The sequence below is a fragment of the Sorangium sp. So ce281 genome, from assembly GCF_051527395.1.
Taxonomy (GTDB): Bacteria; Myxococcota_A; Polyangia; order Polyangiales; family Polyangiaceae; genus Sorangium; species Sorangium cellulosum_B.
Window position 1 is genome coordinate 11,555,670 of sequence record NZ_CP150322.1, and the last position, 13,814, is coordinate 11,569,483.

Below are 13,814 nucleotides of genomic sequence, written 5' to 3' on the forward strand. Positions count from 1 at the left end.
GGCCTCATGGCAGGAACGTCGTAATCACCGCGGGCCACGACTCGCCTCGATCGTCGGTGCAGCTCGGGCGATAGCCGTCGGCCGCGCTGGGCGCGTCACACGCGAGATCGCATGAGCCCACGATGTGAATGTTCGGGCATTCTCGGACGCCCCCTCCGGGCTCGGGGAGCCCCGCGGCGCAGTCCCTGCTGAGGGCCCGAGAGCGCTCCACGTTGGATTCGTTGTAGCAGGCATAGAGGCGGGGCGGGGTCGCGAACAGATCGCCCCAGAACGCGCCTTCCTCCATCGGATACGACTCGACCTCGCTCGCGTCGGGGTGCCTGAGGGCGAGGTGCGCCGCGCGCGACGAGATCATCACGGAGACGCCGGCCCGGTTGGCGCGCGACGCCACGCAGGCCGAGACCCACCGCTCCCGGGACTCGCTCAGCGGCGCGATGGCCCAGCTCGCCGCGAGCCCGAGGTAACCCGGGTAGACCTCCTCGCGCAGCTCGCCGAGCTCGTCGCGCCACGAGAACCTGAACGACTGCGACGGGGTCAGCGCGCAGCCGACGATGTATTGGAGGAGCTGCCTGGACATCGCGCCGAGCTCCCCGGGGCGGGTGATGGCGGCGCGGACCGCCGCCGAGAGCGCGTTCGAGGCGAGTCTGTTCGGGGCGAGCGCAATCGGGTTGAGGGCGTTCGGGTTGAGCGCGTTCGGGTTGAGCGCGTTGTGATTCACGAGCGCACTTGAGACCTCGTCGACCGACCCCCACTCCGCGGGAAATCCGTCGCTGCCACCGCAGCACGGCACTGAAGCCAACAGAAACGTGTTCGCGCACAGCGCTCGAATTCGCCTCTTCATCTGTCCCCCTCCCCGCCCGTTCTGCTAGCAGATGGAATAGGCTACCGTAAGGATAACGATGGATTTACTGTACCACTTGGCGAAGCGGCGTGTAGCGCCAACCCGGCCGTCTGGCGCGGAGAAAATCCTCGCTCGGGTGAGTCCTTAGTCGCATCGGGGGGGGTATGACGATGGATGCTTTGGCGACGCGAGATAACGAGACACGGGCATTTTCACTGGAGGAGAGGTCCTTTTCCCGAGGCGAGCTGCAGTGCGGCACGCGGGCGGGTGAGTACGGCGTTGTGTCGCCCATCGCCCGGGGCGGATGCGGGGCCGTGTACGAGGCCATTCACCTCCGGACCGGCGCGCGCGTGGCGATGAAGGTGCTCCACGGGACGCTCGCCGCGTCGCCGAAGATGGTGAAGCGCTTCCTGCGCGAGATCGAGGTGGTGCGGCTGCTCAATCACCCGGGGATCGTCGAGATTCACGACGCCGGCGAGCTCGCGGACGGCCGGCCATTTTATGTGATGGAGCACCTCGACGGGGTGACGCTCGACGTGCTCCTCCGGCAGGAGGGGCGGCTCTCGCCGGAGCAGGCGCTCGAGCTGCTCGAGCCGGTCTGCTCGGCGCTCGACGCGGCGCACGCGGCCGGGATCATCCATCGCGACGTGAAGGGCAGCAACATCTTCGTCTCGCGGGGCGCCCCGCGGGCGGTCAAGCTCCTCGATTTCGGGATCGCCAAGCTGATGGAGCCGGACGAGGGGGCGAGCGGCTTCACCACGGCGGGGAGGGCGCCTGGCACGCTCACGATCATGGCGCCCGAGCAGATCCTCGGCGGCGTGCTCGACGCGCGCGTGGACGTGTATGCGCTCGGCGTCCTCTTGCACAGGCTCCTCACGGGCAAGCTCCCGTTCTACTCGCCGGACGCGACCGAGCTGCTCCGACAGCACCTGGAGGAGCCCGCGCCGCGCCCGAGCCGGCGGACCCCGCTGCCGCCCGCGCTCGACGCGGTGGTGCTGCGCTGCATGGAGAAGCAGCCGGAGCACCGCTATCCTTCGGTGAAGAGCTTCCTCTACACGCTGCGCGAGGCGGTCGGCGAGCCGACGTCGGGGCGGAGCAGCATGCCGGAGCTCCAGACCGACGCGATCGCGATCTACCTCGATCTCCGGGTGCGCACCGACGCCGACGATCTCGACGACGCGCTCGCCGAGGAGCTCGGCCTCGTGCTCGACCTCGCGGAGGAGCGCCTCCGGGACGCCGGGCTCACGCTGGTCTCCGTGACCGGCAGCGAGATCCTCGCCGTGCGCCTCCTCTCCAGCGAGCTGCGCGAGTCGCTGCTGGAGCGCGCGGCGGTGATCGAGATCGCCGCCTCGCTCCACGAGGAGATCGCGCTGAGGAGCGGCCCGGACACGCGCGTTCACACGAACCTGTGCCTGCACGCCGGGCAGGTCGTGGTGCGCTCGGCGAACCACCCGGAGATCATCGGCGGCGACCTGGCCCGGGTCGGGGCGTGGGCGCCCGTCGACGCGGTGCACGCGCTCTGCGCGACGGAGGCGGCGGTCCGCGGGATCGGCGGACTCGAGCTCTCCGCGGGGCCGCCCGGGCTCCTGCTGATCGGCGAGCTCTCCGGGCACTGCTCCTCGCCGGCGCCGACGCTGCGGTGCCGCGCGCTCTGACGCGGAGGGCGCGCGGCCAGCGCCGGGGATGCGCGCGCCGCGCCCCCGCGACGCGCGATGTCAGGTCGGCGACGGGCGCGCGCTCGGCGTGGACCCCATGGCCGACTCGGGAGCTCCCGGAGTCGATATGACGACGCAAAAACGAGCGAGGGGCGATTGCCGCTCGATGATAGGTGCCATTATAAGGGCTGCCCGCGGGTCGCTCGGCCTCGCGCCCGCGCCTCGCCGCTCCGGAAAGCTCTCATGTCCATACGCCTCCAGCAAGCACTCCAGACCCTCCTCGATTCCGCCCCTCTCCTTCGCGACGCATCGAGCAGCGGTAACGTCCGTGTGCTCGCCTCGCTCCTCGGGCCCGCCTTCCGCGGCTTCGTCCAGCGGCGCGGCAAGGGCGTGGTCTCGACCGATATCTCGGTTGGATACGAGGCCAGCTTTAACTGGAGTTACGGGCGGGACGACCCCGACATGGCGAGGCTCTACCACCTCGCCAAGACGTCCCAGTGGGACGCTGCGACAGACCTCGACTGGTCGCGGAGCGTCGACTGGCTCGACCCGGCAACGCCGCTCTTGCCCGACAGCTGGATGCCGCCGTCCAAGCTGCCCGCCTGGGGCAGGCTCTCCGAGCGGGAGCGCGCGACGCAGCGCCACGGGCTGCTCTCCTGGATGCTGAGCCAGTTCCTGCACGGCGAGCAGGGCGCCTTGTTCGCGGCTTCGCAGATCACGGAGTGCGTGCCGTCGCTCGACGCGAAGCTCTACGGGAGCACGCAGGTCGCCGACGAGGGGCGCCACGTCGAGGTGTTCCACGCCTACCTGACGCAGAAGCTGGAGAAGCTCTACGAGATCAACGACAACCTCTATGTCGTCATCGACGCGATCATGAGCGACGGCCGGTGGGACATGAAGTTCCTCGGCATGCAGATCATGATCGAGGGCCTGGCGCTCGGCGCGTTCGGCTCGATTCGACAGATGACGAGCGAGCCGCTCCTCAAGGACGTCCTCCGGTCGGTGATCACCGACGAGGCGCGCCACGTCCACTACGGGGTGCTCGCGCTGAGCAGGTTTTACCGCGAGGGCATCGACGAGCGGGCGCGGAGGGAGCGTGAGGACTGGGCGTTCGACCTGTCGGTGCTCCTGCGCAACCGCTTCCTGGCGCACGAGTTCTATGACGAGTTCTACGCTCACCGCATGACGCGCTGCGCGTGGGACGAGCTCATGCTCCAGAGCGACCTGATGGGGTTCTTCCGCCGGACGATGTTCAGGCGGATCGTGCCGAACCTGAAGCGGATCGGCCTGCTGTCCCCGCGGATGCGGCCGCGCTACGCCTCGCTCGGCCTGCTCGAGTACGAGCACGGGCGGGCGGCCAGCGAGCTGACCGCCAAGGAGCTGCTCGACGACGCGTGAGGCGAGGGCGCCCGGGGGGCGTCCGGGGGCGAAAGAGGCGGACGCCCGCGCCCGCCCCGGGGGGAGATCAGCAGGTGGACCGGGCGCAGGCCGAGAGCTCGACGCCGCACCGCCTCTGGATGCAGGCGAAGTCGCCGTTGCAGGCGGCGAGCGACCTGAAGGCGCACGAGAGGACCTGATCGGCGAAAAACTGAGCGTTGGGGCAGCCCCGCGAGACGCAGCTGGAGACGCACGCGACGCTGAACTCCGGCGGCATCCGCTCCCTGTCGATGCACCGGGCGGCGCAGGTGACCACCTCCTGGCAGTCCATGGGCTCGCACACGCCGCAGTCCTGGGGGCAGATGCCGCAGGTCTCGAAGCTCTCGCAGACGCCGTTCGAGCACACCGAGCACACGCCGCAGTCGCGCCGGCAGGACGCGCACGTCTCCGTCCCCGAGCAGATGCCGTCGCCGCACGTGGCGCAGGCGCCGCAGTCGTCCGGGCAAGAGAAGCAGCTCTCCAGCCCGGTGTTGCACACGCCGTTGCCGCAGGCCTCGCAGACGCCGCAGTCGGGGGCGCAGGAGCGGCAGTCCTCCCGCGGCGAGCAGACGCCGTCGCCGCAGCCCTGGCAGACGCCGCAGTCGCCCGCGCACGTCGCGCACGTCTCGGCGCCGCTGCACACGCCGTCGCCGCAGTTCGGACACACCCCGCAGTCGCCCGGGCACGTCGAGCACGACTCGCTCGCCGGATCGCAGGCGGCGTCGCCGCAGCGCGGACAGAGGCCGCAGTCCTCGGCGCAGCTGCCGCAGTCCTCGGCGCCGTTGCAGGCGCCGTCGCCGCACCCCCCGCACGGGCCGCAGTCGCTCGCGCACGTCGCGCACGTCTCTGTCCCCGAGCAGGCGCCGTCGCCGCACCCCTGGCCCTGGCACGGGCCGCAGTCGGAAGCGCAGGAGCGGCAGTCCTCCGCGCCGTTGCAGGCGCCGTCGCCGCACGCCGAGGGCTCGGCGCCGGACGAGCTGTCGTACTCCCACGTCTCGGTGCGGCCGCAGCCCGCCCCGAGCGAGGCCCCCGCGAGGGCGACGAGCGCAGACCAGGCGAAGGCGCGCGAGGAGAGGAAGCCAGGGCGATGCCGCCCGGACCGCAGCAGGAAGCTCAGCCGGCTTGTGGTACCCATACGATCAGCCCCGGGGACACGAGAGGTCGGGTCGTCAGAAGGAGGGGGACCGGCTCGCGGGCTGCAGCGGCGCCGCGATGAGCCGTCCACGGGAACGCGCGCGGACGGAACATACATGGAGACGGCCCGCGGATGGCGCCAAAGCACAGGCGCGCCGGCGCCGCGGGCGCATGCCGGACGAGGGGCACAAAATAAAAGAGGGCGGCGCCTCCGGAGAGGCGTCGCCCAAAGCGCTCCGCGGTGCGCGCTTCACCCAGGAAGCGGCGTGCCGCGCAGAGAGCTCACTTGGGGGCGTCGGCCGGCGCCGCCGCCGGGTCGGCCGCGGGGGCCGCCGCCGGGTCGGCCGCGGGGGCCGCCGCCGGGTCGGCCGCCGGCGCCGCCGCCGGGTCAGCCGCCGGAGCCGCGCCCGGGTCGGTCGGGGCCGGGGCGCTGCCGCCGCAGGCGACGACGAGGGACGAGACGGCGGCGAGCGCAAGAACGAGCTTCTTCATGGGAATCCTCCGAAAAAGAGGGCGGTCAGGCCACCCTCACAACCAAACAGGCGTGTGAGCCGCACGCAAATCCGGCGGCCACCACCCAGACGCCGCGGGGGGCCAGAACGGCTCACAGTTTTTTCGATGAGCCGCCCGGGCCCGACCAGGCGTCTGAGAAAAGTGTGGGAAGCTCGGGGCGCTCCTGATGCCGCCCTGGACAGGAGCCCAGGGCGCGGCGCTCCGCCCGGGCCGCTGCCGCGCCTCCCGCGAGGGCATCGCGATCACCGTCTGCTGTACATTTCCGGTCATGTCCCCTGGTACGAACGCATGGCTCTGAGACCTCAGCGAGGGCGCTTGCGCCTTGTCGAACCGGTCGCCCCGGCTGCCCCGGCCGCGGAGGCCCAGGAGGGCATGGGCGACGCCGGGGCCGCGTTCGCTCCGGAGGAGCGCGGCCCCGGCGATGGCCGGTTCGGGGGGGCGCGCGCGCGGGACCGGCGCTCCTCCGCCGCGGCCGGGCCGGCCGAGCGCGGCGCGGGCCTCGCGGAGCTGCCGGACGCGCAGCTCGTGGTGCTCGGCGCCCGCGGGGACGTGGGCGCGCTCGAGCAGCTCTACCGGCGGCACGCCGCCTTCGCCATCCACCTCGCGACGCGCATCGAGGGCTCCGCGCGCGACGTGGAGGACATCGCCCACGACGCGTTCCTCCGCGCCTTCGAGCGCCTCGACGATCTCGTGGATCCCGCCGCGTTCCGCGCCTGGCTCGGGTCGATCATCGTCCACAAGGTCCGCTCGCGGATGCGGCGCGCGCGGCTGCTCGGCGTGCTCGGGATGGGCAAGTCGAGCGAGCCGGTCGATCTCGACGCGCTGGCGAGCCCGGCCGCGTCGCCCCACGCGCGCGCGCAGATCGCGCAGATCTACGCCCTGCTCCAGACGTTGCCGGCGGACGACCGGATCGCGTGGATCCTCCGCGCGGTGGAGGGGCACGATCTCGAGACGGTCGCGCAGATGACGGACTGCTCGCTCGCGACCGTCAAGCGGCGGATTTCGCGGGCGCAGCAGTTCCTCGACGGTCACTTTGTAGACTCAACCAGCAACGAGGTCTCATCATGAGCCGGCGAGGGCTACCCAGGATCGCCCCGGCAGATCTGCGCGACCACGCGACCGAGGAGCGGATCGCGCGCGTCTGGGACCGCATCGAGCACGACCTCGGGGCGCGCGAGCGCTCGTCGCCGCGGCGCGCGGGCATGGCCGCGATGCTCGCGGCGGCGACGTTCGCGGCGTTCGGCGGCGGCCTGTGGCTCGGCAAGGCGATCTGGAGCGACGAGCGCGCGGCGCCCGCGCCCACCGCCGTGGCGCCGGCCGACGACGCGCCGTCGCTGGTCGACGTGTTCGCCGCGGGCTCGCAGGGGCGCACCTTCCAGCTGCCGGGCGGCGGGAGGATCTCGCTGACGGCGGGCACGACCGTCGAGGTCGAGCAGGCGGACGGCGGCGCGCTGACGCTGCGGCTCGTGCAGGGCGAGGCGTGGCTCGACACCGTGAGCGGGACGCGCACGGCGGCGCTCGCGATCGTCGCCGGCGAGGCCCGCCTCGCGGCGGCGGCGGGCAGCGTGCTGCGCGTGAAGCACAACGTCGACGCGATCGACGTCAACGTCGCGGATGGCTCGGTCAAGCTCACGTCGCCGGCCGGCTCGCGGGAGCTCGGGCGCGGCGACGCCGAGGAGGGCGTGCCGATCCGGCAGCGGATCGCGGTCGTGGCGCCGCCGGAGCCCCGGCGCGCCCGCGCCTCGTCGCTCCCGCGCTCGAGCGCGGAGGTGGCGCCGATCGAGCCGCCGGCGGCCGCGGCGCCGGCCGCCTCCGCCGCCGCGCCGGACTGGCGCGCGCGGTACAACGCGGGCAACGCCGCCGAGGCGCTGCAGAGCCTGCAGCAGCAGAGCGGCGGCATCGACGGCGCCATCGCCTCCGCGAAGACGGCGAGGGAGCTGATGGACCTCAGCGACCTCCTGCGCGGGAAGGGCGGCGATCGCGCCGCGGCGATGCGCGCGTTCGCGCGCGTGGTCGAGGGCTTCCCGAGCGACGCGAACGCGCCGATCGCGGCCTACAAGCTCGGCGACATGCACGCGAGCATGGGCGAGCAGGCGCTGGCGGCGAGGTACTACGAGCAGGCGCGCTCGCTGTCGCCCGAGGGCAACCTCGCGGAGGACTCGTTCTGCAAGCGCATCCGCGCCGAGGTGGTCGCCGGCCACAAGGACGAGGCCTCTCAGATGGCCAGGGAGTATGTGGCCAAGTACCCGGACGGCCGGTGCGAGGACGTCCAGCGGATCGTCTCCGGCGAGTCCGGCGAGGAGCCGGCCGAGGAAGAGGAGCACGCCGCCCCGCCGCCCCAGCCTCCGCCGGCCCCGGACGCGAGCCCGACCCCGTAGAGCGGGGTGCGCCCGTCCTCGTCGATCGCGCTCCGCCGAGCGCGGTGGACATGCTTGACACTCCCGGCGGTTCTGCGCTTGCTTGGTCGCTCGCCGCGCCGGAGAACCGCTCAGGATGACCACCGCCGTCCGCACCAGCTCTCTACCCGCTCGCAACGACGTTCAATCGCTCCCGTCGTGGAAGCTGGTGTTGCCCCGAGGCGGCTATGTGTCCTCGATGGAGGCGTTCACGACGGCGATGGGCGTCCCTGGCTTCGTGCTGCTCGATCTGGGCACGCTGGCCGGCGGCCAGGACGCGCACCGCCTCCTCGGGCTGCGGTACCTCATCGCGAACGGCGAGGTGTGGCGGGCGCACTTCGGCTGGCAGCGCCCCCTGGAAGCCGCGCTGCGCAGGGCGCTCCTCGACGAGGAGCAGGTGCAGGAGCTCCTCGCGGCGGCGGAGGGCCTGCTCGCGCGGATCCGGGACACGCGCGCGGCGCTCACGGCCGCGGACCGCGACGGGTTCGCCCGCTACCTGGAGGGCGGGCTGCTCCGCGCGCTGAAGCGCCGTGATTTCGACGACGAGCGGCTCCTCAAGTTCCTGATCCTGGAGCAGGACGAGCCCTCGCTCCGCGACCAGGCGGCGGAGCTCCTGCGCTCCCGGGCCGGCGACCTCCTGCGGGAGGACGCGCAGGCGCTGGATCTCCTGTACGCCGCCGTGCATCGCCTGGACAGCTACCCCGCCACGACGGTGAGCGCGGGCCAGCTCAAGTACGTCCTCGTCGCGGACAAGGGCGAGATGGGCGTACGGGCGACGCGGGAGGCGATCGCGCTCGGCAAGATCCCCGTGGTCCTCTACAGCCTGCAGGACGACGCGAACGCGCTGCAGCTGCGGATCGCGCGGGAGGGCGGCGGGTTCGGCGTGGGGCTCGAGGGGAGCTTCCGCGAGAGCTACGCGAACTTCACCCAGATCGCGGACAAGGTGAGGGCCGAGTTCGAGCGGCGCTTCGGCGACGGCTGGCAGGAGGAGCTGTCGCGCGCGGGGCTCTACCCCGGGTACGGCCCGCTGGCGGAGAACGCCGCGGCCATCCGGCACTTCCGCCAGAAGAACATCGTCTTCGTCGGCCCGATGCAGGACGTGGTGGAGAGCGCCGGCGACAAGCGCAAATTCCGCCTGATGGCCCAGGACTTCGACCCGACCGCGGTGACGCCGGGCATCGTCATCGACAGCGACGATCCGGGCGAGATCCAGCGGATCGTCCTGGAGGCCCACGCGGCTGGGCGCTTCACGTTCCCGGGGCGGCTGAAGGCCGCCAACGGCGGCGGCGGCCGCGGGCAGGCCGTCATCCCGACGGTGGAGCAGGTGCCTCAGGCCATCCAGAAGGTCCTCGGCGAGATCAAGGCGTACAACTGGCAGCCGGGCGTGATGTTCGAGCAGAACATCCCGGAGACGATCCACCTGGAGGTGCAGGTGCTGCGGGATCGCTACGGCAACGCGCGGCACTTCGGCATGCGCGACTGCAGCGAGCAGCGCGCGAGCCAGAAGATCCAGGAAGAGGCGCCGCCGGCCCTGCTCCGGCGGTACCCGGGCCTGGAAGACCGCATCTGCGGGCTCGCCGTGCAGATCGCGGACCGCGTGGGCTACGTGGGCGCGGGCACCGTCGAGCTGATGTTCAAGGAAGGGAAGTTCTACTTCCTGGAGATGAACACGCGGATCCAGGTGGAGCACCCCGTCAGCGAGGAGAGCTACGCCATCAAGCGGAAGCGCAGCCGCGTCCCCGTGAACCTCGTCGCGTGGCAGATGCGCATCGCGGACGGGCAACCCATCGATTTCGAGCAGGACCACGTGGTGCAGACCCACTGTAGCCGCGAGTTCCGCATCAACGCGGAGAGCTGGAATCCCGATCTCAGGGACTCGCGGGACGGCAGCAAAGGGCTGTTCTTGCCCAACGCGGGTATCTTCGATCGCATCGCGCTCCCCGACACCGACGCGATCCGCGAGGCGCTCGAGGAGAAGGGCCTCACCGACCTGAAGGTCCGCTTCGACTGCGGCTTCGAGGCGGGGGACGTCCTCGTGAACAAGGACCCCACGTTCGGCAAGCTCATCGTCTCCGTGAGCTGCAAGGACCCGGACAGGGCCTATGAGCTCCTGCGGCTCGCGTCCCTCGAGGTGCTGAAGAAGATGAAGATCGAGGGGCGGCAGGTGCGGCCCGACGGGACGCCCATCCAGGGCTCGCCCTTCAAGACGAACCTCCAGGATCACGTGCGCATCCTGAGGATGCCGCTGTTCAAGCGCCATTCGAGCGACGACGACACCGGACGTCACGTCAACTGGCTCGTGGCCGCGTTCCGCCAGGAGGCGTGACCCGGGCAGGCCCGCCGCGCTCCCCTGTGGGGTGAGCGCTGGCAGCGAAATAATCCGCGAACGCGCGGCCGCTCTCGCCCGACAGCGCGCCGCGGCGGATTCGTCTGGCCAGAGCAGCCTCGGTGAGGTGGTCTCGGGCCACAAGAAAGAGGCAATTCAGATCGCAACAGGGTATGGGGCCAGTACCCCGATGGCCCGTGCGAGGATGCCCAGCGGATCATCTCCGGCGCGGACGCCGCCGCAGAGGACGGGCTTTGGCCGCCTGCCCCCGGCGCGCGCCCCGCGCTGGGATCTCCCAGCGCTCGCCGCCTCCGCGGTCGTCGTCCAGCTGAGCTTCGCCCTCCCGGCCGCGGCCGCCGAGCCGCGCGCCGTCGTGGCGATCACCGGCCGCGCCGCCGCGCCCGTCGCGCCGCGGCTGCCCGACGCGGCGGCGCCCGTCGAGGTGCGCGTCGCCCTGTCGCGCGGCGCGGCGGAGGAGGTCTCCAGCGACCGCGTGCGGCGCCTGCTCGAGATCGAGCTCCCGGACGGCGCGGCGCTCGCCGCCGAGCCGGTCGGCCCGCTCGGCGACCGCGTCGTGGCCGTGTGGGTCGACCGGCCCACCGCGGCGCGCCTCGAGATCCAGGTGCGCCTCGACGGCCGCGCCGTCGTGCGGCGGCAGATCGCCGTCTCCGGCCTCACCTCGGACGTGGCCGCGCGGCTCGTCGCGATCGCCGCCTCCGAGATGATCCGCGCCGAGATGCGCCGCGCGCGCGCCCCGCGGCGGCCGCCGTCGCCGCGGCGCCCCACCCAGGACGAGGTCGAGCTCGCCTCGCGCGATCTCGACACCCTGTCCGTCTCGGCCGGGCCGTACGCGGCGGTCGTCTCGGGCGGGCCGCGGGTGCTCGGCGGGGCCGGCCTCGCGCTCGGCCTGCGGCGCCTGCGGCTCACGGAGTCGCTGTTCGCCCGCCTGCTGGCCGCGCCGTCCGACGACGAGCCGCTGCGCTGGATCGAGGCGGGCTTCTCGGGGGACTACCGCTTCTGGCTTTCCGCCTCGTGGCGCCTGTCGATCGGCGCCACCGCCTCCGTCGCGTCGCTCAGGCTGCCCGCCGCCGTCTCCGTCGATGGCATCGCGGGCGAACGCGATACGTGGTCCGCCCGCGCTGGCCTCGGGCTCGGCGTGGAGACCCGGCTGGGCGGTCCGGTGTGGCTCGGGCTCACGCTGGACCCGGGGATCGTGCTCCGGCCTGCGCCCTACGAGGGCGCCCGCGGGGAGGCGGGCGCCGTCGAGGGGGCCTGGCTGGGGGTCGGCCTCTCGCTCGCCACCGAGCGGCGCTCCGCGCCGCCGCGGTGAGGGTGCGGCGGGGCGCCGCCCGCTGCCGCAGATCCGCGGTATCGTGATCGCCGATGGATGAAGAGATCCTCGAGCAGCTGCGCGAGCGCTACACGTCAGGGAATCTGATCGTCTTCGCGGGCGCCGGCGTCTCGGCGGCCGCGGGCATGCCCACCTGGAAGCAGCTCGCCGAGAAGCTGCGCGATCGCGCGCGGCGGCGGAGCGCGGACCCGGCGGTCATCGACGAGATCCAGCAGTACATCTCCTCGAACCAGCTCATCAACGCGCTCTCCGCCGCGAGGCTCGCGCTCGGGCCGCAGGACTTCAACTGGACCGTCGACAAGGAGCTCGACGACACAGGCCGCGACGTGCCGGAGCTGGCGCGGGCGATCGCCGCGCTCAAGCCGAAGCTCAAGGCCGTGCTCACCACGAACATCGACCGCTTCCTGGAGCGCGCGTTCCAGGGCGAGTGGCGCATGGTCGATCGGCCGGCGGGCGACGTCGCCATGGACAGGTGCTTCATCCTGAAGCTGCACGGCACGCTGCGGGCGTGGGACTCCTGGGTGTTCTCGCGCGAGCAGTACGACCGGGCGATCTTCGGCTCGCCCCTGCTGCAGGACGCGTTCGGGGCCCTCTACCGCACGCACTCCATCGTGTTCGTGGGCTTCGGCCTCGCCGACGACAACATCGACCAGACGCTCGCCCGCGTGCGCGCGCTCTCCGGCGGGCAGCCGCCGGTGCACTTCGCGCTGCTCCCGAAGGGGGTGCCGCCGTTCCGCCGCCGGCTGCTCGAGGAGTCGGGCGTCCGGCTCCTCGTCTACGAGAACCAGGCGGGCGATCACGCGGAGGTCGCCCAGGTCCTCCTCGGCCTGGAGCCTGGCGCGGCGCCTCCGCCGCCGCACGCGGCCGCGCCGCCGCACGCCGCGCCGCGGGCCGCGCAGCCGTCGTCGCCCACGTTGCCGTCCTCGACCGTGGCGCCGTCCACGCACGGCGCCACGGCGGCGCCGCGGCCGGTGCGCGTCTTCTTCTCCTACGCCTCGCGCGACGAGGAGCTCCTCGCGCGCCTCGAGGCCCAGATGACCCCGCTCAGGCGGGAGGGGCTGATCGCGCTGTGGCACAGCGGGAAGCTCGGCGCGGGCGAGGACACGGAGCGCGCGATCGGCGAGCAGCTCGAGGCGGCCGACCTCATCCTCCTCCTGGTGAGCGCGAGCTACCTCGCGTCCGAGCAGGGCGACGCGCAGGTGGCGCGCGCGATGGAGCGGCGCGCCGCGGGGCAGGCCGTGGTCGTGCCGATCCTGCTCCGCCCCTGCGACTGGGAGGCGACGCGCTTCGCCGAGCTCCAGGCGGTGCCGCGGGACAAGAGGCCCGTGACCAAGTGGCCCGATGAGGACGAGGCGCTCCTCCAGGTGGTGCGGGAGATCCGCGCGGTCGTGACGAAGCTGCGCCCGTCGCTGAGGTGAAGCTGCGCGCCCGCGCCCGAGCGGCGGCCTCGCCGCGCTCGGGCGGCGGCTCCGTCATGTGCGAGCGTGCGCGAGCGGCGGCTCGGCCGGCGCCGGGCGTATTCCGTACTCTTCCGCCTCATCGGCTCGTGAAGGGATCGCCGCTCCGCGTGATCGGCGCCGGGCAGCCCCGCGTGCCCGGAGGGCTCTCTGGATTTTCACGCGCTCTTCCGGGCCTCTGGCCTTGTCGCGCTGCGCGCGCCGCAGCGGGCGCGGATGCACATCGGGACGCGCATGCGGCTTGCTATGTCCGCTGGGCGCACAGCGCGAACGAGCGGAGAGGTGGCCATCGTGAGCCCATTGCACAGAGAACGGATGGTGACGGCGCGCGAGAGCAGCCAGCCCGAGGCGCGGTTCGCCGACGAAGAGATCCCACCCGAGTCGGGCCGCCAGCCGGCCGTGTACACGGCGCGCGGCGGGCCTACCGGAGAGCCCTGGCCGGAGCGCGCGCCCGTGCTCACGCCGGAAGAGGCGCGCGAGCTGTCCGAGCGCTGGGGCGCGATCCAGGCGGGCTTCATCGAAGCGCCCCGCCTCTCGGTCGAGCAGGCCGACTCGCTCGTGAACGAGGTGATCCAGCGGGTCGTGCAGAGCTTCCGGGAGGAGCGCGCCGCGCTGCAGCGCCTCATCGACGGCGAGCCCGGGCGAGAGGAGGCGTCGACGGAGGAGCTCCGGCTCGCCCTGCGCAGGTACAGATCGCTGCTCGGGCGCCTGCTCGCGTTCTAGCG

General features: G+C 72.7%; 11 protein-coding genes. 8 read left to right on the forward strand and 3 right to left on the reverse strand.

Going from position 1 to position 13,814, the window contains the following annotated elements; genetic code table 11:
* Window positions 1–4: 4 nt before the first annotated feature.
* Window positions 5–718, reverse strand: a complete 714-nt coding sequence (locus WMF27_RS44285; RefSeq protein WP_437762845.1) for a hypothetical protein — start codon at window positions 716–718, stop codon at window positions 5–7.
* A gap of 293 nt (window positions 719–1,011) precedes the next feature.
* Between WMF27_RS44285 and WMF27_RS44290 the strand changes: the two genes are divergently transcribed.
* On the forward strand, window positions 1,012–2,496 hold the full coding sequence (locus WMF27_RS44290; protein WP_437943581.1) for a serine/threonine-protein kinase: 1,485 nt from the start codon (window positions 1,012–1,014) through the stop codon (window positions 2,494–2,496).
* A gap of 243 nt (window positions 2,497–2,739) precedes the next feature.
* Entirely contained in the window at window positions 2,740–3,894 is a 1,155-nt protein-coding gene (locus tag WMF27_RS44295) for a ferritin-like domain-containing protein (RefSeq protein WP_437762843.1), read from the forward strand.
* A gap of 67 nt (window positions 3,895–3,961) precedes the next feature.
* Here the strand turns inward: WMF27_RS44295 and WMF27_RS44300 are convergent, their stop codons facing one another.
* Together WMF27_RS44300 and WMF27_RS44305 are read right to left on the reverse strand one after the other, a co-directional pair.
* Entirely contained in the window at window positions 3,962–5,047 is a 1,086-nt protein-coding gene (locus WMF27_RS44300) for a hypothetical protein (protein WP_437762842.1), read from the reverse strand.
* 281 nt (window positions 5,048–5,328) lie between these two features.
* The gene (locus WMF27_RS44305) at window positions 5,329–5,538 is read right to left on the reverse strand and encodes a hypothetical protein (protein ID WP_044967283.1); all 210 of its coding nucleotides are present in this window, start codon (window positions 5,536–5,538) and stop codon (window positions 5,329–5,331) included.
* Between the two features lie 336 nt (window positions 5,539–5,874).
* On the opposite strand from WMF27_RS44305, the gene WMF27_RS44310 reads away from it, so the two are divergent.
* The 6 genes from WMF27_RS44310 to WMF27_RS44335 all read left to right on the forward strand — a co-directional run bounded on the left by WMF27_RS44310 (window position 5,875) and on the right by WMF27_RS44335 (window position 13,812).
* On the forward strand, window positions 5,875–6,627 hold the full coding sequence (locus WMF27_RS44310) for an RNA polymerase sigma factor (RefSeq protein WP_437943583.1): 753 nt from the start codon (window positions 5,875–5,877) through the stop codon (window positions 6,625–6,627).
* Window positions 6,624–7,937 carry a FecR domain-containing protein gene (locus tag WMF27_RS44315; RefSeq protein ID WP_437762840.1) on the forward strand — a complete coding sequence of 438 codons (1,314 nt, stop codon included), beginning with the start codon at window positions 6,624–6,626 and terminating at the stop codon, window positions 7,935–7,937. Before WMF27_RS44310 ends, WMF27_RS44315 begins: the two co-directional genes overlap by 4 nt.
* A 115-nt stretch (window positions 7,938–8,052) precedes the next feature.
* Window positions 8,053–10,281 carry a biotin carboxylase N-terminal domain-containing protein gene (locus WMF27_RS44320; RefSeq protein WP_437943584.1) on the forward strand — a complete coding sequence of 743 codons (2,229 nt, stop codon included), beginning with the start codon at window positions 8,053–8,055 and terminating at the stop codon, window positions 10,279–10,281.
* A 205-nt stretch (window positions 10,282–10,486) separates the two neighbouring features.
* Window positions 10,487–11,611, forward strand: coding sequence for a hypothetical protein (locus WMF27_RS44325; RefSeq protein ID WP_437943585.1), 1,125 nt, complete (start codon window positions 10,487–10,489; stop codon window positions 11,609–11,611).
* 53 nt (window positions 11,612–11,664) lie between these two features.
* Complete coding sequence (locus WMF27_RS44330) at window positions 11,665–13,050, forward strand: SIR2 family protein (RefSeq protein ID WP_437943587.1); 1,386 nt, start codon at window positions 11,665–11,667, stop codon at window positions 13,048–13,050.
* A gap of 330 nt (window positions 13,051–13,380) precedes the next feature.
* The gene (locus tag WMF27_RS44335) at window positions 13,381–13,812 is read left to right on the forward strand and encodes a hypothetical protein (protein WP_437943589.1); all 432 of its coding nucleotides are present in this window, start codon (window positions 13,381–13,383) and stop codon (window positions 13,810–13,812) included.
* Window positions 13,813–13,814 lie beyond the last annotated feature (2 nt).

Bases quoted from the DNA above. Each gene is read 5' to 3' on its own strand.
- WMF27_RS44290 (WP_437943581.1), top strand. From the start codon at position 1,012: ATGGATGCTTTGGCGACGCGAGATAACGAGACACGGGCATTTTCACTG.
- WMF27_RS44295 (WP_437762843.1), top strand. From the start codon at position 2,740: ATGTCCATACGCCTCCAGCAAGCACTCCAGACCCTCCTCGATTCCGCC.
- WMF27_RS44300 (WP_437762842.1), bottom strand. From the start codon at position 5,047: ATGGGTACCACAAGCCGGCTGAGCTTCCTGCTGCGGTCCGGGCGGCAT.
- WMF27_RS44305 (WP_044967283.1), bottom strand. From the start codon at position 5,538: ATGAAGAAGCTCGTTCTTGCGCTCGCCGCCGTCTCGTCCCTCGTCGTC.
- WMF27_RS44315 (WP_437762840.1), top strand. From the start codon at position 6,624: ATGAGCCGGCGAGGGCTACCCAGGATCGCCCCGGCAGATCTGCGCGAC.
- WMF27_RS44320 (WP_437943584.1), top strand. From the start codon at position 8,053: ATGACCACCGCCGTCCGCACCAGCTCTCTACCCGCTCGCAACGACGTT.
- WMF27_RS44325 (WP_437943585.1), top strand. From the start codon at position 10,487: ATGCCCAGCGGATCATCTCCGGCGCGGACGCCGCCGCAGAGGACGGGC.
- WMF27_RS44330 (WP_437943587.1), top strand. From the start codon at position 11,665: ATGGATGAAGAGATCCTCGAGCAGCTGCGCGAGCGCTACACGTCAGGG.